The following is a 19,778-nucleotide window of genomic DNA, read 5'->3' on the forward strand; positions in this document are numbered from 1 at the left end:
CGAGCACGGTATCACCCGTGTTCTCAGCCGTCACCGTGTACGTCACCGTATCACCGGCATTCACCGCGGCACCCGATGCAGGATCAGCGGACTTCGACACCGCGAACCCGGAGGCGAGCACGGGATGCACCGTCTCAACGGGAGCAGGCACAATGGGCGTGCCCGGCACCATGGGCCCCTCGGGATCGGCGGGGTTCTGAGTCAGAGGCGTCGCTGATCCGCTTGCCACGTTGTTGAGCACGACGCTGGAAGCGTCTTCGGCGACCGTCACCGAGTAGGTGATCTCGACCGCGGCGCCCGCTTCGAGGGTTCCGCTCCAGTTCAGTTCGGTACCCGTGATCGTCACATCGCCGACGCTCGCCAGCGCATCACCGTTGTAGGTGGCGTTCGCGAGTACCTCTGAGAGGTCATCGGAGATGCTCACCGGATCGAGGAGCGTTGCTCCCGTATTGCTGCCGGTGACGGTGTACGTGATCGTGTCACCGGGCTCCACGACGGTGCCTGATGCGGGATCCGCAGACTTCGAGATGTCAAAGCCCGCGACCGGATGCTCGGTCACGACCGCTGGGGGTACGAGCGGATCGCCCGGCCCCGGCGGGGTGCCGGAGGCCGTCACGCGGTTCTCCAGCTGCTCCCCCTCGACACCGTCGTTGACGACGACCGAGTAGGTGATGGCCAAGGTCTGGCCGGGCTCGAGTGCGCCGCTCCAGGCGAGATCGTCGTCTGAGATCGTCGCGGGATCCGAAGTGATCTCGGTACCGTCGATGACCGTAGTCACGTCGTCCTGATACGTCGCATACTCGAACACCTGGGAGAGATCATCGGCGACCTCGACCGGGTCGAGCACCGTTTCTCCGGTGTTCTCGGCCTCCACCGTGTAGGTGATCGTATCGCCTGGCTCGACAGCAGCGCCGCTCGCCGGGTCCGAGGTCTTGCGCAACTCGAGCCCTGGGACAGCGGGCTCGACCGCGTCATTGGTGATCGTGCAGATCACATTCTCGCCGCGCTCCACCGTCGGGAAGACGACGCTCCACGATGGACCCGTTCCTGTCGTGGCCACTGGCGAGCCCGAAGAATCGACGCAGACCGCAGACGAGTTGTAATTCGCAAGGTCTGCACCGCCGGCTCCGATTTCGGACACCGTGTAGCTGCTGCCGCTCTCCACGAACACCGGGCCGGCGATCGCAGTCTGCAGGCCGTTGCTCGAACCGGTGGTGGTCGCCGCGTGGTTCTCATCAATCGTGTCGCCGTCGATGTCGAGCGTGAACTGATCGCCCTCGTCGAAGCGGTCGACGATGTTCTTCTGCACCGTGAGCGTGTTCGGGAAGGAGCAGCTCGACATGTCGGTGTTCGAGAAACCGGGTGTGGGGATCGTTCGCGTCATCTGCCCCGATGCAAGGTCGACCTCGCTGATCGAGGTGCTCTGGGACACGAACAACTTGCCGTTCGCACCGAACGCGATGCCATTGCCCTGCGTACCTGCGGGAAGCTGCGTGACTCGAGTCAGGGGGACGTCGTCCGTGCTCGCGGCAGTGGGCACGTTCTCTGGCTGGACGACGAAGATGTCGCGCTCCGCGAGCACGTAGAGTTCGCCGTTGGCACCGAATGCGAAGTCACCGTTGCCGTCCACTCCGGTGGCCAGTACACCCACCTGGCCGATGGCCTGGCCCGTCTCCGGATTGTAGGCGCCCAGGTAGGAGTTCGCGGAGCTGCCGGAGTAGTAGTAGATACCGGTGGTCGGGCTGACGGCGCCGCGGATGAGCACGCCGGGCACGTTCGGATCGCCGAGCGCTTTGGTCTCGGTCTGTTCCGTGGCGGCATCGTAGATTGCGAGCTGCTTGTTCGCTCCGCCGCTCCCATTGCTATTGTCAAGCGTGAATGCGAGGTTGCCGTCGCCGGAGATGCCGAGGGCGTTCGCGCGCTGGCCTGAAGCGTGAACGGCGCCGAGCCCGCCGCTGCCCGCCGAGACATCAACCGAACGGATCTGGCCCGCTGCGTTCTGCGTGTAGATCGTGCTCGCATCACAGGCGAACTGCGCCGCTGCGGCGGGGGACGAGCCCGCGCCTGCGGTTACCAGCGAAGTGGCGACCACGGCGGCAGAGGCGATGAGGGCACCCCACCGTTTCACCGCGCTACTTAATCTCTTACTCATGCTCTTCATACGCTCCCTGGCTTCGGCGGGCAAGACGTAACCCAGCCCTCGGCGACCGTAGCAACGACGATTCGTGCACCAGGAAGAGGCACTTTATGCGCGCTCATCGGGGGAATTGAGAAGTGTGAAGCCCCGAAGGGAGGCACGCAGACGCAGCGATTTCACCCTTTTCACGTCAAGATTCACCCTGTCGGAAAATGCCGCGTGTCGTAAGCTACATCGTGTTCAGCTCGCGACGACGAGTGACAGGAGCAGCGTAGATCTCGGGGAGCGCGACGTGCGAAATGTGGTGGTCTTCGCCGTCATCAATCTCGTCGTGCTCGGCTCACTCACCGGGCCTGCCGTCATAGGTCTGCCGATGCTCGTGGAGCGGCTCGTCACCGACGACACTCGCACCGCTACGCTCGCGTTCGTCATCACGTGCGGTGCTGTGACGGCGATCGTGGCGAATCCACTATTCGGCATCATCTCGGACTTGACCTCGGGTCGCTTTGGCAAGCGCCGCCCCTGGTTGATCGGCGGCGTTGTCGTCGGCCTCGGTGGGAGCGCGCTCGTGCTCACCGCCGAATCAGTAGCAGCACTCATGACCGCCTGGATCATCGCGCAAACCGGCTACAACGCTTCTCTCGCCGCAGTAGCCGGGCTGATCGGCGACCAGGTCGACGAGCGGCAGCGATCCTCGGTTTCGGGCGTATTCGGCGCAGCAGCGTTTCTCGGCACCCTTCCACCCCTGCTACTCGCCGCCATCATTCCCACGAGGCTCGATGTGATCATCCTCGCGATGCCCGTCGTGGCCGTGATAGTGGTCACTATCTGCTGCACGGTCGTCTCTGATCCGCCGCTGACACGTGACATGCGTTCCCCTCTTCCCCGCGGCGCCGCGCGTGAACTGCGGCGAATCGTGCACAACAGCCAGTTCATGTGGATCTGGCTGCAGCGATTTCTCATGCAGCTCGCCTTCTCGCTCGTCACCTCCTTCACCCTGTACTTCGTCATGCTCAGGGTCAGCCGGTCGCCCGAAGAAGCGACGCCCATAGTCGCAATCAATACTTTCATCGGCGGAACGGGAATCGTGATCGCAGCGGTAGTCGTCGGATTCACCGCGGGGAGACGCGGCAGTTATGGGCCGTACCTCGTCGCTGCGGCCTGCGGACTCGCCCTCGCGGGCGTACTGCGAGCGACAGCAGCGAGCGAGGCACATCTATGGATCGCAGCAGCGGTCGGCGGGCTCTCACTCGGAGGCTTCTTCGCGGTCGACCTCGCGCTCGCACTCCGCACGGTTCCGCGTGGATCTGCAGGAAGCCATCTCGGCATGCTGAACATCGCGGAGACCCTCCCCCAAGCGATCGCTCCGGCCATTGCCGTGACAATACTCGCCTCCGCAGGTCCAGGTCCACTCGCTGGAGTCTCTGACAACTACGGCACGCTCTACCTCACGGCTGCGCTCATCGCGCTCATTGCGCTCATCCCTATGGCTTTTCTGCGGAGAGTGCTCACTCGAACGGCGCCGGCAATTCCTTCACGACTTCAGCGGGCTCGCTCTTGAGCGTCATGGGGGTCAGTGCAGCGGATACCCGTGCGCGTTCCCATCCGGAGCTTCATTCGTTGGCACGCTTATGACCGACCGTGAGACCGTATGCTGCTGAAGGCTTCGTCGGAAACAATCGGTGCGTATAGCCCGTCAACTCAAGAGTCGGCCTGCGCTGGCCCTTCCAGACGCACGTCGCGCGCTCAACTCAGTGAAGGACGAACGTGAAGAAGTTGTTTGGTGTGTTGGTGTCGATCAGCATGGTATTGACGGCCGTCTACGTGGCTCTCGTGTTTCACACCGACCCGGCATGCCAGGTCACTCACCGGCTCTGCGTTGCGAAAGTCGCGTGGCTCCACTAGTCGGTTTGCCACAGGGGACTTGTGCAGCCGTCGCGCATGCCAAGTTCTTGCACTAAAGTGCGCCAGCATTTGGGCAAGAGGCCAGAAGTCGTTTCGAACTCGATGCTCCGGCGATCCCGCACAGAGGTCGTCGAGCGAGACATGGATCCGACGCCTGCGATGAGGAATCCACGCATATCAGCCTCGCTGAGAAGCCGATTACATCATGCTGGAACGAGAATGAACTGACACTTGCCGCATTCACCCTTTGGCTTCGTTTATTTTGGCCGGAGAGCCGCACCACAGGATGCAGGATGCAGGATGCAGGATGCAGGATGCAGGATGCAGGTACAACGTACGCCAACGGAGGTGCGATCGTGGTCTACCCGATGAGTCCTGAAATTCTCGCTCTTGAGCTTGGTCATAAAAATGGTCGACACCCTGGAGAGAGGGTGCGGAGATTTCTTCGTTCAAGGTATCCCGACCACCCTAAGTATCAGCCGTGGATCATCAATCAAGACATGGCTGACGCCGCTAGGGCTCACTTCACGGTCCGCGCACATTTCGACCGTCGTTCTGGCCGACGCCCGAGGATTCTCTGACAGTAGCTTCGTTCGACCTTTGACCAGGCGGGTCTATCACGTGCGCCGCGCGCTGCGCGGAATACGCGAGACAACTAACACGCCTCGCTCTCGGTCTTGACCGCAGTAACCCCGGCGGAGGTCTTCCTTATCGAGCTACGCGTTCACGACGACCCAAAGAGCTACACCTAGGAAAATTCGAAATCCTGCTCGCTCGGACACGCTTCTGCGACAGCGACAGCGACAGCGACGTGTGCCCTGACCCATTTGACAATGACCTGGAAGCGCTCACGGATTGGGTTGATGCGGCGACCACGGCGCAAGGTGTTGCCAGTTTGTTGCCAGAAGCTCGCAGGCAAAACAAAAGAACCCCCGAACTCCGCTGATCTCTCAGGGCGTTCGGGGGTTCTGTGTGTTGTTCAATTGGCGGAGACGGGGGGATTTGAACCCCCGGTCGAGTTAACCCCGACCCTTCATTAGCAGTGAAGTCCATTCGGCCGCTCTGGCACGTCTCCATACACGAACAACGTCATCCACTCTACCCGAATGAACGGGCGCGGTGGAAATCGATCGGGCTCAGTACGCGGTGCGACCGAGGGAGCAGACCGACTTGTCCGCCTGCACGCCGGTCACGTTGTCGGGCAGCGGGGTCTCCCCCGCGCCGCCCCCTGTCGCCGGGTCCGTCGGTTCAGCAGCCGGGTCAGCAGCCGGGTCCTCGACCGCCGGGTCCGGGATCGGCTCGCCCGTATTCGGGTCGATCGCGGGCGCCTCTTCCGTCGCCGGAGTCTCGGCTCCCGTCTCGGGTACGGTGCCGTCGTCGGCCCCTTCGACCTCGACGCCTTCACCGACGCCGTTCACCGCGAACGGCTGGCCGCTCTTGATGACCTCGAACAGCGCGTTACCGCTCGTGTAGTCGGGCGTGAGCCGGCCCGACTCGTAGGGGTGGTCGAACGATGGGTACTGCACGAAGTTGATGTTCTGCAGGTCGATGTCTTTCACCGTGTTCGCGACCTGCTGCATGAACTGCACGCTCGCCATGTTCTTCGACATGGTCATGTTCTCGACCGCAGCCTTCGCGAGCCCGTACACCTTCACCGGATCGGAGAGCGTGTCGGCGCTCTTCATCTTCTGCACGAGCGCAGACATGAAGACCTGCTGGTTGCTGATGCGACTGGTATCGCCGCCGTTGCCGACGCCGTGGCGGGTGCGCAAGAACTGCAGCGCCTCGAGCCCCACGAGAGTGTTCTCACCGGCGGGGAGGTCGAGATCGGTGTGCTCGTCGACGATCGGCTGCGCAAGGCAGACCTCGACGCCGCCGATCGCGTTCGAGACGCCGATGACGCCGTCGAACGTGATCAGCGCAGCGTTCGGAATCTCCATGCCGGTGAGTTCAGACACCGTCTCGGCGACGCAGGGCAATCCTCCGTTTGCGAGGGTCGAGTTGAGCTGCTGCTCGCTCATCGCCGAGAAGTAGTCGGGTTCGCCGTTCGGTCCGGGGCAGCTCGGAATCGGCAGCATGAGGTCTCGCGGGAAGCTGACGACCGTCGCATTCTTGTGGTCGGCAGACACATGCAGCATCATCGTGACGTCGTTGAGCTCGCCCTCTTCGCCGTCGTCGATCTCCTGGCCGGCCCGTGAATCGGAGCCGACGAGCAGAATCGTGAGGGGCCCGTCGATCGTGGCATCGCCCACGCCCACAGCGGTCGACTCGTTGCCGAGCTCGACCGTGTCGATGTCTTGCACCAGGCCCCAGACGGCGTACGAGACGGTCGCGACACCGCTGAGCACCACGACGATTGCGGTGGTGAGCAGCACGCGGAGCGCGTTGCCCCATGCGCTCGAACGACGGAGCTTGCCATGTCGCACGAACGAGTGCCGTTCGAGTGCTCCAGCAGGTTTCTGTGTCATTCAGCTTCCCAGGATCGCGCGGGCAGCGCTGATCGCGCCCGACATAACGATTCAATGTACATGGTGGCACTGGGTGTGCCCTTGGAAACTCAGCTGAGCATGCCGGTGCACGACGCACTGGAGGCATCGGGGGAGATCCCCGATGCCTCCAGTGCGTCGTGTCGCGACTACGAGCGACGAGTACGCGTCAGCGATACCATCAGCCCACTCCCGACGATCAGCGCGAGGGCTGCCGCTCCCAGCAGGGCGGCGTCACCGGACGCTCCCGTCACTGCGAGCAACGGCTGCTGCTGCGTCACGTGCATCGGCGCCGCGGGTGCGGGCTGATGCGTCATCGACGGGACGGTCGGTGGCTGGACGAGGCTCGGCTCGACCGGCACGGCCGGTGGTGCAGGCGGCGCAGGCGGTGCAGGCGGTGCAGGCGGCTCCGGCGGGGTCACCGGAGTCACCGGCTCGCACCGCTCGAGGACCACGGAGCCCGAAGCGACGGTCATGCCGCCCCTCAGCAGTTCCACGGTGTAGGTTCCTGTTCCGCTGAGCGGCAGTGCGTAGCTTCCGTTTCCGTCCACCGGCACAGAGGCTGTCTCACCCGATCCGCCGCTGATCTGCAGGAGGTACCCGCCCTCGTCGGCCAGTGCTGCGCCGTCCTCCGGCGGGACGAGTCCGCTGACGATCACTGAGATCGTGCCCGGCAGCTCCGCGTCGACCTCGACGCAGGCGAGGTCCGGCACCTCGATGACAGGCTTATCTGTTCCGCGCGGGTCGGGGCACCGAGCAATGACGAAGCTCGCTGAACCGGCGACGGTGTCGCCGTTCCCGATGGTGACGGAGTAGCTGCCGACACCGCTGACGGGAACCGCGTACACGCCGTTCCCGGTCACGTCGACCGAGCTGCTCCCGTTGGCTTCACCGGTCACGGTCAGCGTCCAGCTGCCGGCTTCGGTGAGGCCGGAGACCGTGACGGCGACGGTCTCGGGCAGCGGGGCATCGATTGCGACGCAGGCAATGGGATCGATGGTGAGCACGGGCGAACCGGGGTCGGGATCAGGATCGACCGGCTTGCAGCCGTTCGCCCAGATCGCTTGACCTGCTGCATCCCAGTTCTGGCCGCCGTATGACATCTCCGAGCCGTGCTCGTTGTAGGTGAACGGGGGGATGATGTCGCGGCCGCCCTGGTGGCCGATGTGTCCGCTGGCCGTGCCGTTCGCGTTCACGGTGTGGGAGACGTACGGGTTCTTCTCCGAGCCGGTGGCGTGGCACAGCGTGACCTTGTTATGCGGGTTCTCGCTGCCGTTGCCGGTCTTCGTCTTGGCGTCCTCCGCTGGAGCGGGCTCGGGTGCCGCCGAGGGTGCGACCGGCTCTGCGGCAGGTTCGACCACGGGTTCCACCACCGGCTCGACGACCGGCTCGACGACCGGCTCCACCACCGGCTCGACGACGGGCTCGACCACCGGCTCAACGACGGGCTCGACCACCGGCTCCACCACGGGCTCGACCACCGGCTCGACGACAGGCTCCACCACAGGCTCCACCACCGGCTCTGGAACGGGTACCGCGGCGGGCTGCGCGATCTGTGGTTCCGGCTCCGTCACCGCGCCGGCATCGGCGGCGGAAACCTCGACGGTGCCGTCGACCGGGGAGAGCGGTTCTGCCGCGACGGCAGCGCCGATACCGGGGCCGAGCGTCAGCGCAACGGCGCCGACGAGAGCAATCAACCAGCGACTGCGTTGCAGACGGGGTGCGGCTCCATCGCCGTTGCCCCGAATCGATGTATGCATGATTCGTCTCGCTTCTCAGGTGCGCATGGCACTTGAGAATTCCCCCGGGCCGCGCGACTTCGGTCAACCTGATCGCAGGCTACGTGCGCGATTTCCGGGGCGGATCCGGGGGAATTACGTACTTTTCGCGGGCGCCATCACGGAGCGATTCCGTGCCACCCACTCGCGCAGTTCATCGCGGTTCTCGACCCCGATCTTGCCGAAGGCGTGCGAGAGATGCGTCTCGACGGTGCGGGCGGAGATGGAGAGTCGCTCGGCGATGAATCGGCTCGAGTATCCGAGCGCAACGAGCAGCACGACTTCGCGTTCGCGGGGCGTCAACCCACCGGCTGGGGGGAGCGGAAGCCAGACTCCGAGATCTGCGAGCAACCGGATCTCGGGTTCGTCCTGCCCGGCGGATTGCTGCTCGGCAGCGGTGCCCGCTCGTGAGCGAGTACCGCCTCCGGCCGCTGATCCGGCCCCGTCCGCGCGAGCGAGCCGCTGCATGTGGAAGACGAGCGCCGCCCCGAGGGGACCATCGACACGGGACGCCAGGTGCCGCGCATGCTCGAGTTCATCGGATGTCGCACTGCGGGACTCGAATGCGCGCGCGTGCCGTGCGAGCAGTTCGATGTACGGCAGGTGCTCCTGCGCAGCCCACTCGGCGATGTCGGCCGCGCCGGTGACCGCGTTCGGATCCCGCAGCCATTGTCGGGCGCGGAGCGCGAGCATCCGTCGGTGTCCGCTGAGCGCCATCGCTACCCCGCGTTCCGGCGACTCCGATGCGGCGAGCGCGCGCAGTGCGGGGTCGCGTTCCCCCAGCACCGCGAGAGCCAGTGCGATGGCGGCCTGAACGAGCGGCGCGAGGGAGTACGGGTCGCTCGCGCCGAGGCGATCCGCCAGTCGATCACCGCTCGCGGCCGCCTCGGTCCATCGCCCCTCCTGCACCGCGAGCAGCATCGCACCGACCTCGACGAGCCCGGAGTAGTGCGCTTCCGCGTGCGCATCTGCCGACGCTTGACCGGAGAGCTCCTCGTACACGCGCCGCGCGCTCTCGCGGCTGCCGCTGACCCAGTAGCCCAGCAAGGTGCAGAAACCGTGGATGTCGACCAGATCGCTCCGAGAACGAGGCCCGAGGCGGCTCAGCGCCTGCGCATGCTCGGCGCTCGCCACGGCGTCCTCGAACGCGCCGCGCTGTTCCAGGATGAGGGAGGCCATCGCACGACCGGGGGATCTGGCCCACTCGATGCCGAGATCCGGCGAGAGTTCGAGCGGCGGGCATGCGTCCGCCGCCTCGCGCAGTCGGCCGGTGTAGGCGAGCACGTGCACGCGGGTGCTCCCGAGCATCGCCATGGCGGCGTCGTTCGACGCTCGCACTTCGAGCGCGTCGAGATCGCGGAGCACGGCGTCCAGATCGCCGCCGTCTCGCACCCGTTCCCGTGCGACGGTGGTCGCGAGCCCGATCTCCAGCGTCGCGGGCATCTCATCGCGGCGCTGGGCGTCGTCGAGCAGTTCCTCGATGCGGTCGAGCGTGCCGCGTCGGGAGGGTTCGTCGCCGAGCAGCCGAGCGATGCGCACGGCTCGAAGCGCAGCGCTTCCGGCCTGCGCCCCGTCGGCATCCGTGTGCGCGGCGATGACGCGCGCGAGACGCAGCAGCAGACGCGGGTCGCCGCCCGTGGCCATGGATTCGAATGCGCGCCAGATCCAGGCGAACGGCACGTTCCGGCCCGCGGCCGTGCCGAACACGACGAGCCGGATGAGTCGCTCGGTGTCGAGCACCGGGTCGACGCCAGCGCGATCCTCATCGAGCAGGGTGAAGATGCGGTCGTCGAGTTCGATGCGTCGCACCGGCGATATGCCTGCCCGCAACGATGCGGCGAGCAATGGATGCCCGAGCGTGAGCGAGGGGGTTCCCGAGCGCGACTGCGTGACGACGAGGCCGCGTTCGAAGAGCGCCGTGAGCGCGCCCGCATCGACGCTGCGCAGCAGCGCCGTCTCGATGATGGGCTCCGCCTGCGCGATGAACTCCAGCGCCCGCCATTCCTCGTCGGTGCACGAGTCGGCGAGCAGGTGGGCGTACTCCCCCGTCACGACGTCGTGCAGCCGTGCCGCCCACGCCGTGCCGTGGCTGCGGCGGAGCTCCCCGCTCCGGTCTGCGGCGAGCGCGAGCACCGCGAGCGCGTACCCGTTGCCGCCCGAGACCGTGTGCCACCGGCGGAGCGTATCGGGGTCGATGCGGTCGACGCCGAGCATGGTGCAGAGAAACAGAGCGCTCTCTTCGAGGTCGAGGGGTCCGACGGTGAGGCGACGCACCTGCGGCCCGCTGCCCACGCGCTCGATCGCACTCGACAGCTGACGCGCGGTGGCGATGATGCGCAACGCGCGGGTGCGCGCGAGTTCGGTGAGGATGCGCAGATCCTGCGGGGAGTACTCGTCGATGTCAGGAGCGACGAGGATCACGGGCGCCGCCGGATCCGCGCGCCCGATGGTGGCGCGCACCTCTTCGACTCGGTCGGCGGGCGAGGCGTCTCCGAGCGCGTGCTCCCCCGCAGACTGAGACGCATCCGCGGCGAAAACGGAGGCGATGCCGCTCGCAGGGCGCGGGGGCCGCGGCAGCACGTGCACCGAGACGACGCCCGGATGCTCGTGGGCGAGCGCCAGCGCGGCCTGTTCCGCGAGGTATCCCTTGCCGTTCCCCGCTTCTCCGAGCAGCAGCGTGACCGACCCTTCGGCGCGCGCGGTCTCGACGACGTCTCGGAGCCTGCGTCGTGGAACCGCGATGCGCTCCCCGACCGGACCGCCCTGCCCCCGCGCCGCCATGACGCTCCCTCCGCGCCCCGAATCCTCGCGGGCCTTGCCCAGAGTCTGACTCGGGAAGCGGAGTTGCGCAAGCGCCCAGCGGTAGGCTGATTCGCATGCGCATCGCCACCTGGAACGTCAATTCGATCCGCACTCGTTTCGGCCGCGTGGTCGACTGGCTCGTGCGAGAAGACATCGACGTGCTGGCGATGCAGGAGATCAAGTGCCGCCCCGAGCAGTTTCCGATCGCCGCGTTCGAGCAGGCCGGCTACTCGGTCGAGATCCACGGGCTCAACCAGTGGAACGGCGTGGCGATCGCGAGCCGTCACGAGATGACGGACGTGGCGCGAGAGTTCGACGGAATGCCCGGGTTCGGCAAGCCGGTGAAGGGCCAGGAGGCCGTGCAGGGCTTCGGCCCGAACGAGCTGCCGCACGAGGCCCGTGCGCTGGGTGTCACGGTGGGCGACCTGCGCCTGTGGAGTCTCTACGTGCCCAACGGCCGCTCGCTCGACGATCCGCACTTCGCCTACAAGCTGGCGTGGCTCGAGGCGCTCCGCGAAGACACGCGCGCCTGGCTCGATGAGGATCCGCAGCTGCCGCTCGCACTCATGGGCGATTGGAACATCGCGCCGCTCGAGACGGACATGGCCGATCCCTCGTTCCGTCCGGGAGCCTCCACGCACGTCTCCCCGGAGGAGCGCTCCATGTTCGCCTCCTTCGAAACGCTCCTCACCGACGTCGTGCGCCCGATCGTGCCGGAGGGCTACACCTTCTGGGACTATCAGGCCGGCAAGTTCCCGAAGAACCAGGGCATGCGCATCGACTTCATCATGGGATCGCCCGCGTTCGCCGACGCCGTGACCGGCGCGTCGATCGAACGCGACGAACGCAAGGGCGATGCGCCCAGCGACCACGTTCCGGTCGTCTGCGACATCGACGTCGATCTGCTCGGCGGCACCTTCGACGACGACGACGACCGCCCGATGGTGTTCTGACGCGTTCGGCGCCTCACGGCCCGGCCGGGTCGAATACCGGCGGCTCTCGATGCTGCCGGCGCTCCCGACGTAGACTGGCGGGTATGGCTGAAACCTTGCGCGTCGCATCCGTCAACGTCAACGGCATCCGGGCCGCATTCCGGAAGGGCATGGGCGAGTGGCTCGATGCCCGCGGTGTCGATGTGCTCGCGCTGCAAGAAGTACGGGCGGACGATGCCCACCTGACAGAGCTCCTCGGCGACGAATGGCACTTCATCCACGACCCCTGCCAGATCAAGGGCCGCGCCGGAGTCGCGATCGCGAGCCGCGTGCCTGCGACCGCGCACCGCGTCGGACTCGGGGCGCTCGCCGCTCAGGAGCAGATCCAGTCGTCGGGTCGGTGGCTCGAGGCCGACTTCGATCTCGGCGGCACCCCCCTCACGGTGGTCAGCAACTACACGCACTCCGGCGAGGTGGAGACCCCGCGCCAGGAGGCGAAGTGGGCCTTCCTCAACGCGATGGGGCAGCGCATGCACGAACTCGCGGCAGAGCGCGAACTCGTCGCGATCGTGGGCGATTTCAATGTCGGGCACCGCGAACTCGACATCAAGAACTGGAAGGGCAACGTGAAGCGCGCCGGCTTCCTCCCCCGAGAGCGCGCCTACTTCGACCGCTTCTTCGGCGCTGCGGGCGAGCCCGTCGTCGGCGTCGACGGCACCGACGGCGTCGGCTACGGCTGGGTCGATGTGGGGCGCCGCTTCCACGGCGAGGTCGATGGGCCGTACACCTGGTGGTCGAACCGCGGGCAGGCGTTCGACAACGACACGGGCTGGCGCATCGACTACCAGGTCGTCACGCCGGCGCTCGCCGAGCGCGTCGAGTCGTACACGGTCGATCGCGCCGCGTCGTACGACGCGCGATGGTCGGATCACGCAGCAGTCGTCGTCGACTACCGCGTCTGACGCGCGGCGCGAGCACCTCCGGCCGATCCGGCCCTGGCACGCGCCTCTTCCATCCCCACCCACGCTTCGCAGCATCTCCCGCAAGGAACTCCCATGAGTGCACACTCCAAGCCCGTCCTCTTCTCCGGCATGCAGCCCTCGAGCGATTCGCTCCAGCTCGGCAACTACATCGGCGCGCTGAGCCAGTGGACCCAGATGCAGGAGGACTTCGACGCGTTCTTCTGCGTCGTGAACCTGCACGCCATCACGGTCCCCCAGGACCCGGCAGAGCTGATCGCCCGCACCCGACGCACCGCGGCCCAGTACATCGCCGCCGGCATCGACCCGGAGAAATCGACGCTGTTCGTGCAGTCGCAGGTCTCGGCGCACGCGGAGCTCGCCTGGGTGCTGAACACGGTGACCGGGTTCGGCGAGGCCAGCCGCATGACGCAGTTCAAGGACAAGTCGCAGAAGAACGGCGCCGACGCCGCCTCGGTCGGGTTGTTCACGTACCCCGTGCTGATGGCCGCCGACATCCTGCTGTACCAGGCCGAGAGCGTGCCCGTCGGTGAAGATCAGCGCCAGCACGTCGAGCTCACGCGCGATCTCGCGAACCGCTTCAATTCGCGATTCGGCGACACGTTCGTGGTTCCCGAGGCCCAGATCCCGAAGGGCACCGCGAAGATCTACGACCTGCAGGAGCCCACCGCCAAGATGTCGAAATCGGCGGAGTCGGAGGCGGGCCTCATCAAGGTGCTCGACCCCGCGAACGTCACGAAGAAGAAGATCATGCGAGCGGTGACCGACGCCGATGGCGAGATCCGTTTCGACCGCGAGGCGAAGCCGGGCGTCGCGAATCTGCTGACGATCTACTCGGTGCTGAGCGGCCGCCCGATCGCGTCACTCGAGCAGGAGTACGCAGGCCGCGGCTACGGCGACCTCAAGAAGGGCCTCGTCGAGGTCGTGGAGGAGAGCCTCGCGCCCGTGCGCACGCGCACCGAGGAGTTGCTCGCCGACCCGGCTGAGCTCGACCGGTTGCTCGGTCGCGCTGCGGAACGGGCCGATGAAGTGGCGAATCGCACCCTCGACCTCGTCTACGAACGCATCGGCCTCATTCGCTAGCCGCCTCGCAGTCCGCTCTTTAGACTGAGCCCATGACTGCCCCCGTGGTGCCGAAGAGCGCCGACGAGCCCGTTGCACGCACTCGATCACGCGTGGGGCACGTGCTTCGCAGGACGCCGTTCACCGCGTCGTTCATCGTGGCTCTCCTGGCCGTCGGGCTCGCCACCGGGACCCTCTGGAGACCGACCGCGGAGCAGAGCTGGTATTCGCAGGTCGCCACGGGCATCCCGTCGTTCGCCGACGGTCGCTGGTGGACGCTGCTGACATCTCCGTTCTTCGTCGATCACCCGCTCGTCTACCTGACGCTGCTCCCCCTCGTCGTAGGCGGGCTCGGCTGGGCCGAGTGGCGATTCGGGTCGTTGCGGACGGTGGCGATCGCACTCGGCGGCCACATCGTCGGAGTGCTCGGCGCGGCCGGGATCCTCCTCCTCGTCTCGTCGACCGGGTGGCACTGGGCCGTACGACTCACCGAATCCGTCGATGTCGGGCCGTCGTGCGCGGCGTTCACCGCCCTCGTGTTCGCCATCGCCACGCTCCCCGCCCCCTGGCGCCTGCGCGCGCGCATCGCGATCGGGCTGTGGGTGGGCATCTCCGTGCTCTACCTCGGCGAGCTCTACGATCTCGAGCACGCCGTCGCGATGACCGCCGGCCTCGCGGTGAGCGGATGGCTGCCGGCCTTCCGGCACCCCGCGGGGCGCCCCACCCAGCGCGAGTGGCGCCTGATCGGGCTCTCCGGACTGGTCGCCGTCGGCGTCATTCAGGTGTTCGATCTCATCGTCCCCTTCAACGGGCCGCTGGGCGAGAACCACCCGACGGCGTCGCTGATCGACGTGGCGATCGACGTGATCGTGATCGCGCTCGTCGCGAACGGCATCCGAAAGGGCTACCGGGTCGCCTGGATCGGCGCGCTCGTGCTCGGCGGGTTCAACCTGCTGACCGCGGCGCTCGGGTTCGCTCTGCTCCCCGCGCTCGTCGACACGGGAGCGCTGGATTCACCGCGGCAGGTCTTCGCGCTGCTGCTCGCTCCGGCGTTGCTCTGGGCCGCGATCCTCGTCTTCCTGGTCATCGGTCGAGGTGCGTTCCGCGTCAGATTGCGCCAGTCGCGACGCGTGCTGCCCGCAGCGGCGCTCACTCGCGACGAGCTCGTGCACCGGCTCGAGCGCTTCGGGGGAGGCACGATCTCCTGGATGTCGACGTGGGAGGCGAATCAGCGGATCGCGAGCGGCACCGGTGCGATCGCCTACCAGTCGCACGCGGAGGTCGCCATCATGCTCGGCGATCCGATCGTCCCGGAGGGCGGCCACGCCGACGCCCTGGAGCAGTTCGCGCACGCCACCCAGCAGGCCGGCCTCATACCGTGCGCGTTCTCGGCCGGCGGGGTCTCGGCCGCGGCGAAGCCCGACGGGTGGCGTTCGGTCATCGTCGCCGAGGACACGATCGTCGATCTGCCCGGGCTCGCGTTCACGGGCAAGGCCTGGGGCGCGGTGCGCACCGCCATCAACCGCGCCGGCCGCGAGGATATCTCGTTCCGCATGGTGCGTCTCGCTGAGCAGCCGTGGAACGTACTGGCGCAGGTGCGTGCGATCTCCGAGCAGTGGACCGGCGACAAGGGCCTGCCCGAGATGCGCTTCACACTGGGCACGGTCGAAGAGGCGCTGGATCCGGCGGTCTACGTCGGCCTCGCCGTCGATGCGGGCGGCAACCTGCACGGGATCACCTCGTGGCTCCCGGTCTACGGGCCCGCGGCGGCGCGCGACGACGGCTCGGGCGAGACCGAGCCGCGCATCGTGGGCTGGACGCTCGACCTCATGCGACGCCGCGACGGCGGCTTCGGACCGGTCATGGAATTTCTCATCGCCTCGTCGGCACTGCATTTCTCGGAGGCGGGCTACGAGTTCGTCTCGCTTTCAGGGGCGCCGCTGGTGCGACCCGAGGACGCGCAGGCGGGGCCCGTCGATCAGGTGCTCGACCAGCTGGGCGCGCTCATCGAGCCGCTCTACGGGTTCAAGTCGTTGCACCGCTTCAAGCAGAAATTCAACCCGCGCTCCGAGCCGCTGTACCTGCTCTACCGCGACGAGGGCGATCTGCCCCGCATCGGCATCGCACTCACGCGCGCCTATCTGCCGGACGCGTCGCTGCGCGACCTCGTCTCGTCCGCGGTCGGCATGTCGTCGCACGGCGCATCCTGATCGCGTTCCTCGAACCCGTCGCGGAAGGCTGTTGAGAGCTGGCGCGGAACACTGCGGAGCGTTGCGGAGTGTTGCGCCCCGGGCGAAATATCCGCCATCGAGTGCGCGCTGGACCGTGCGGGCGACTACGATGAGGATCGTGTTCCGGGGTCGGTGTGATTCCGAACCGGCGGTGAGAGTCCGCGAGCGTCGCTCCAGCGATGTTGAACCGGTGGAACTCCGGTACCGACGGTGATGGACGCCTCGTGCGTTCGAGTCCGGATGAGAGGAACGCGTGAGTCACGGACGTCCGTGGACCCTTGCGCACCCGGCACTGAGTGAAACGGTGGACCGGGGATGCTCGAGCAGAGCCTCATCGAGGATGGGATGCGCCGCGGTTTCGCCATCGCACGGCGCGGGCCCTCCGACACCCCGAATCCCCAGGTCGGCTGCGTACTGCTCGACCGGGCGGGCCGCATCGTCGCCGAGGGCTGGCACTGCGGCGCCGGCACTCCGCACGCGGAGGTCGACGCGATCTCCCGGCTCCCCGGCGAGTGGCGCGATCGGGCAGGAGAACTCACCGCGGTCGTCACCCTCGAGCCCTGCAACCACACCGGTCGCACCGGCCCGTGCGCCGCAGCGCTGATCGCCGCTGGTGTCGGGGCCGTCGCGTACGCACTCTCCGATCCGGGCCAGGAGTCGTCCGGCGGAGCTGACACGCTGCGCGCGGCAGGCGTCGAGGTGCACGGCGACGTGCTCGCTTCAGAGGCTCGCGAGTTGCTCCGCACGTGGCTCGCGAAGCAGGATCCCACGGCCGCACCGCGTGCGGCGGCTCGACGTCCCCCCGCCGACGCCTCCGCGCGCCCGCAGGTCATCGTCAAGTGGGCGCAGACCCTCGACGGCCGCGCAGCCGCGAGCGACGGGTCGAGCCAGTGGATCACGGGAGCCGAGGCTCGCGCAGACGTGCATCGCCGACGCGCGGCAGCCGACGCGATCCTCGTCGGCACCGGCACGCTCCTCGCCGACGATCCGGCGCTCACCGCCCGTGCCGCCTCGGGCGACCTGCTCGTACCCGCGGTCGAGCAGCCGATTCCGGTCGTGCTCGGGCGCCGTTCCATTCCGGACGGCGCCCGTGTTCGCGCCCACCCAGCGCTGGCAGCCAACGACCTGACCGAGCCGCTGCACTACAGCGGCACCGATCTCGTCGCCGACCTCGCCTCGCTCGCCGCGCGGGGCGTGCGCAGCGTCTTCGTCGAGGGCGGACCCGCGGTGGCGAGCGCGCTCATCGCGGCGGGCCTCGCCGACCAGGTACTCGTGTACGTCGCTCCCGCGCTGCTCGGAGGCGGGCGCCTGGCGATCGGCGACCTCGGGATCCCGAGCATGTCGGGCATCCAGCGCCTCGCCGACGCTCGTCTGGAGCCCCTCGGCGACGACGTACTCGTGACCGCCGCGCTCCCCGCACTCCACTCCGCGCCCCTCATCCCCCGAGCTCTCGGCTCCGCCACGGAAGGATCCTGATGTTCACTGGACTCATCGAAGAAATCGGCGAGGTCGTCTCGGTCGAACCCGTCGACGATTCACTGCGACTCGTCATCGCCGGGCCGCTCGTCACGAGCGACGCCGCCCACGGCGCATCCATCGCAGTGTCGGGCGTATGCCTCACCGTGATCGATCGCGGCACCACGGAGGACGGCCGCGGCACCTTCACCGCCGACGTCATGGCCCAGTCGATCGCGATGTCGACCATCGGCGACCTCGCTGCCGGCGCCCGCGTCAATCTGGAGCGCGCGGTGCGCGTCGACACCCGCCTCGGCGGCCACATCGTCCAGGGGCACGTCGACGGTACCGCCACCCTCATCTCCGCGACGCCCCACGAGGCCTGGCGGGTGCTCCGGTTCTCGCTCGACCGAGCGCTCGCTCCCCTGCTCGTCGACAAGGGATCGGTCACGCTCTCCGGGGTATCCCTCACCGTCTCGGCGATCGCCCCCGAATCGGAGCCGGAGCAGTGGTTCGAGGTCTCCCTCATCCCCGAGACGCTCACCGCGACGATCCTCGGGGACCTCGAACCCGGCGACCGCGTCAACGTCGAAACCGACATCCTCGCCCGTCACGTCGCCCGCATGCTGCGCCTCGGCGTCACCGATGCATCAGCCCATCCGAACACCGAAGGAACCCGCGCATGAGCACCACCGACCCCGCGGCCACCCCGCGCACCGCAGCCCCCCGCACCCCCGGGATCTCGACGATCGAATCGGCCATCGAGGCGATCCGCGCCGGCCGGCCGGTGATCGTCGCCGACAACGAGGATCGCGAGAACGAAGGCGACATCATCATCTCGGCCGAGCTCGCGAGCTCCGAGTGGATCGCGTGGACGGTGCGCTGGTCGTCCGGTCTCCTCTGCGCCCCCATGACCAACGCGATCGCCGACGAGCTCGATCTACCCATGATGGTCTCACGCAACGAGGACGTGCGGGGCACCGCGTACACGGTCACCGTCGACGCGGCCAACGGCGTCACCACCGGCATCAGCGCGAGCGACCGCGCCACCACGCTCCGCGCGCTCGCGAACCCCGAGGCGAAGCCGACCGACGTGCGCCGCCCCGGCCACGTCCTGCCGTTGCGAGCGGTCGACGGCGGGGTGCGCGCCCGCGACGGGCACACCGAAGCCGGCGTCGAGCTCATGCAGCTGGCGGGCCTGCGGCCGGTCGCGGCCATCGCCGAGATCGTCGCGGACGACGGCGAGATGATGCGCCTGCCGGAGCTCATCACCCTCGGCAACCGCGAGGGCGTGCCAGTCATCACGATCGAGCAGCTCATCGCGTACCTCAACGCCCACGATCCCGAGGGCGCTCCCGCGGTGCAGCAGCAACGCCGCGGCGTGAGCCTGCGCGCCGACACGCTGCTGCCGACCGAGCACGGCGAGTTCCGTGCAATGGCCTACCGCGACCGGCGAGCCGGCATCGACCACATCGCGCTCGTCGCGCCGCTGCCCGACGGCTCACTGCCCTCGGGCGAGACCCTCGTGCGCGTGCACTCCGAGTGCATCACCGGCGAGGCGTTCGGCTCCCTGAAGTGCGAGTGCGGCCCGCAGCTCGACGCCTCGCTCGACCGCGTGCACGAGACCGGCGGCGTGGTCGTCTACCTGCGGGGGCAGGAGGGTCGCGGCATCGGCCTGGCCAACAAGCTGCGCGCCTACCAGCTGCAGGAGCAGGGCGTCGACACGCTCGACGCCAACCTGCAGCTCGGGTTCCCCGCTGACGCCCGCGACTACACGGCTGCGGCGGAGATCCTCGCAGACCTCGGCATCGACCGGGTACGCCTCCTCACGAACAATCCCGAGAAGGTCTCCCAGCTCGAAGCGCACGGCATCGCCGTGACCGAGCGCGTGCCGCTGCTCGTCGGCGTCACGGAGGAGAACCTCGCGTACCTCGCGGTCAAGCGCGACCGCATGGGCCATCAGCTGCCCGAGAACGTGCGGGACGCCCAGTAGGCGGCGATCCAGCGCTC

At 67.6% G+C, this 19,778-nt stretch carries 12 protein-coding genes, 1 tRNA gene and 1 riboswitch; of the genes, 8 read left to right on the forward strand and 5 right to left on the reverse strand.

What is annotated here, in order from left to right:
• The coding region (locus WFH23_RS13630) for an isopeptide-forming domain-containing fimbrial protein (protein ID WP_336662935.1) at window positions 1-2,161 on the reverse strand (2,161 nt) is incomplete at its 3' end.
• 268 nt (window positions 2,162-2,429) lie between these two features.
• Here WFH23_RS13630 and WFH23_RS13635 point away from each other — a divergent pair.
• Window positions 2,430-3,698, forward strand: a complete 1,269-nt coding sequence (locus WFH23_RS13635; RefSeq protein WP_336662936.1) for an MFS transporter — start codon at window positions 2,430-2,432, stop codon at window positions 3,696-3,698.
• A 1,328-nt stretch (window positions 3,699-5,026) separates the two neighbouring features.
• Here WFH23_RS13635 and WFH23_RS13640 read toward each other — a convergent pair.
• The 4 genes from WFH23_RS13640 to WFH23_RS13655 form a co-directional block, all read right to left on the reverse strand.
• A tRNA-Ser gene (locus WFH23_RS13640) sits at window positions 5,027-5,117 on the reverse strand.
• 61 nt (window positions 5,118-5,178) lie between these two features.
• A complete protein-coding gene (locus tag WFH23_RS13645) occupies window positions 5,179-6,510 on the reverse strand; it encodes an LCP family protein (protein ID WP_336662937.1) in 1,332 nt (443 codons plus the stop codon).
• 167 nt (window positions 6,511-6,677) lie between these two features.
• On the reverse strand, window positions 6,678-8,288 hold the full coding sequence (locus WFH23_RS13650; RefSeq protein WP_336662938.1) for a hypothetical protein: 1,611 nt from the start codon (window positions 8,286-8,288) through the stop codon (window positions 6,678-6,680).
• 114 nt (window positions 8,289-8,402) lie between these two features.
• The gene (locus WFH23_RS13655) at window positions 8,403-11,087 is read right to left on the reverse strand and encodes a LuxR C-terminal-related transcriptional regulator (protein WP_336662939.1); all 2,685 of its coding nucleotides are present in this window, start codon (window positions 11,085-11,087) and stop codon (window positions 8,403-8,405) included.
• A gap of 95 nt (window positions 11,088-11,182) precedes the next feature.
• On the opposite strand from WFH23_RS13655, the gene WFH23_RS13660 reads away from it, so the two are divergent.
• The 7 genes from WFH23_RS13660 to ribA all read left to right on the forward strand — a co-directional run bounded on the left by WFH23_RS13660 (window position 11,183) and on the right by ribA (window position 19,761).
• Window positions 11,183-12,061: an exodeoxyribonuclease III gene (locus tag WFH23_RS13660; RefSeq protein WP_090152843.1), complete on the forward strand. Its 879-nt coding sequence runs from the start codon at window positions 11,183-11,185 to the stop codon at window positions 12,059-12,061.
• A gap of 83 nt (window positions 12,062-12,144) precedes the next feature.
• On the forward strand, window positions 12,145-13,002 hold the full coding sequence (locus WFH23_RS13665; protein ID WP_336662940.1) for an exodeoxyribonuclease III: 858 nt from the start codon (window positions 12,145-12,147) through the stop codon (window positions 13,000-13,002).
• Window positions 13,003-13,095: 93 nt separating this feature from the next.
• On the forward strand, window positions 13,096-14,103 hold the full coding sequence (gene trpS / locus WFH23_RS13670) for a tryptophan--tRNA ligase (protein WP_090152850.1): 1,008 nt from the start codon (window positions 13,096-13,098) through the stop codon (window positions 14,101-14,103).
• A 32-nt stretch (window positions 14,104-14,135) separates the two neighbouring features.
• On the forward strand, window positions 14,136-16,292 hold the full coding sequence (locus WFH23_RS13675) for a bifunctional lysylphosphatidylglycerol flippase/synthetase MprF (protein WP_336662941.1): 2,157 nt from the start codon (window positions 14,136-14,138) through the stop codon (window positions 16,290-16,292).
• A 136-nt stretch (window positions 16,293-16,428) separates the two neighbouring features.
• Window positions 16,429-16,569, forward strand: a riboswitch (FMN riboswitch).
• A 59-nt stretch (window positions 16,570-16,628) separates the two neighbouring features.
• Window positions 16,629-17,789 carry a bifunctional diaminohydroxyphosphoribosylaminopyrimidine deaminase/5-amino-6-(5-phosphoribosylamino)uracil reductase RibD gene (ribD, locus tag WFH23_RS13680; RefSeq protein WP_336662942.1) on the forward strand — a complete coding sequence of 387 codons (1,161 nt, stop codon included), beginning with the start codon at window positions 16,629-16,631 and terminating at the stop codon, window positions 17,787-17,789.
• Entirely contained in the window at window positions 17,789-18,454 is a 666-nt protein-coding gene (locus WFH23_RS13685; protein WP_090152861.1) for a riboflavin synthase, read from the forward strand. The genes ribD and WFH23_RS13685 overlap by 1 nt, the downstream gene beginning before the upstream one ends.
• On the forward strand, window positions 18,451-19,761 hold the full coding sequence (gene ribA, locus WFH23_RS13690) for a GTP cyclohydrolase II (protein ID WP_090152864.1): 1,311 nt from the start codon (window positions 18,451-18,453) through the stop codon (window positions 19,759-19,761). Before WFH23_RS13685 ends, ribA begins: the two co-directional genes overlap by 4 nt.
• Window positions 19,762-19,778 lie beyond the last annotated feature (17 nt).

Source organism: Leucobacter sp. USHLN154 (assembly GCF_037145595.1).
Classification (GTDB): Bacteria; Actinomycetota; Actinomycetes; order Actinomycetales; family Microbacteriaceae; genus Leucobacter; species Leucobacter alluvii.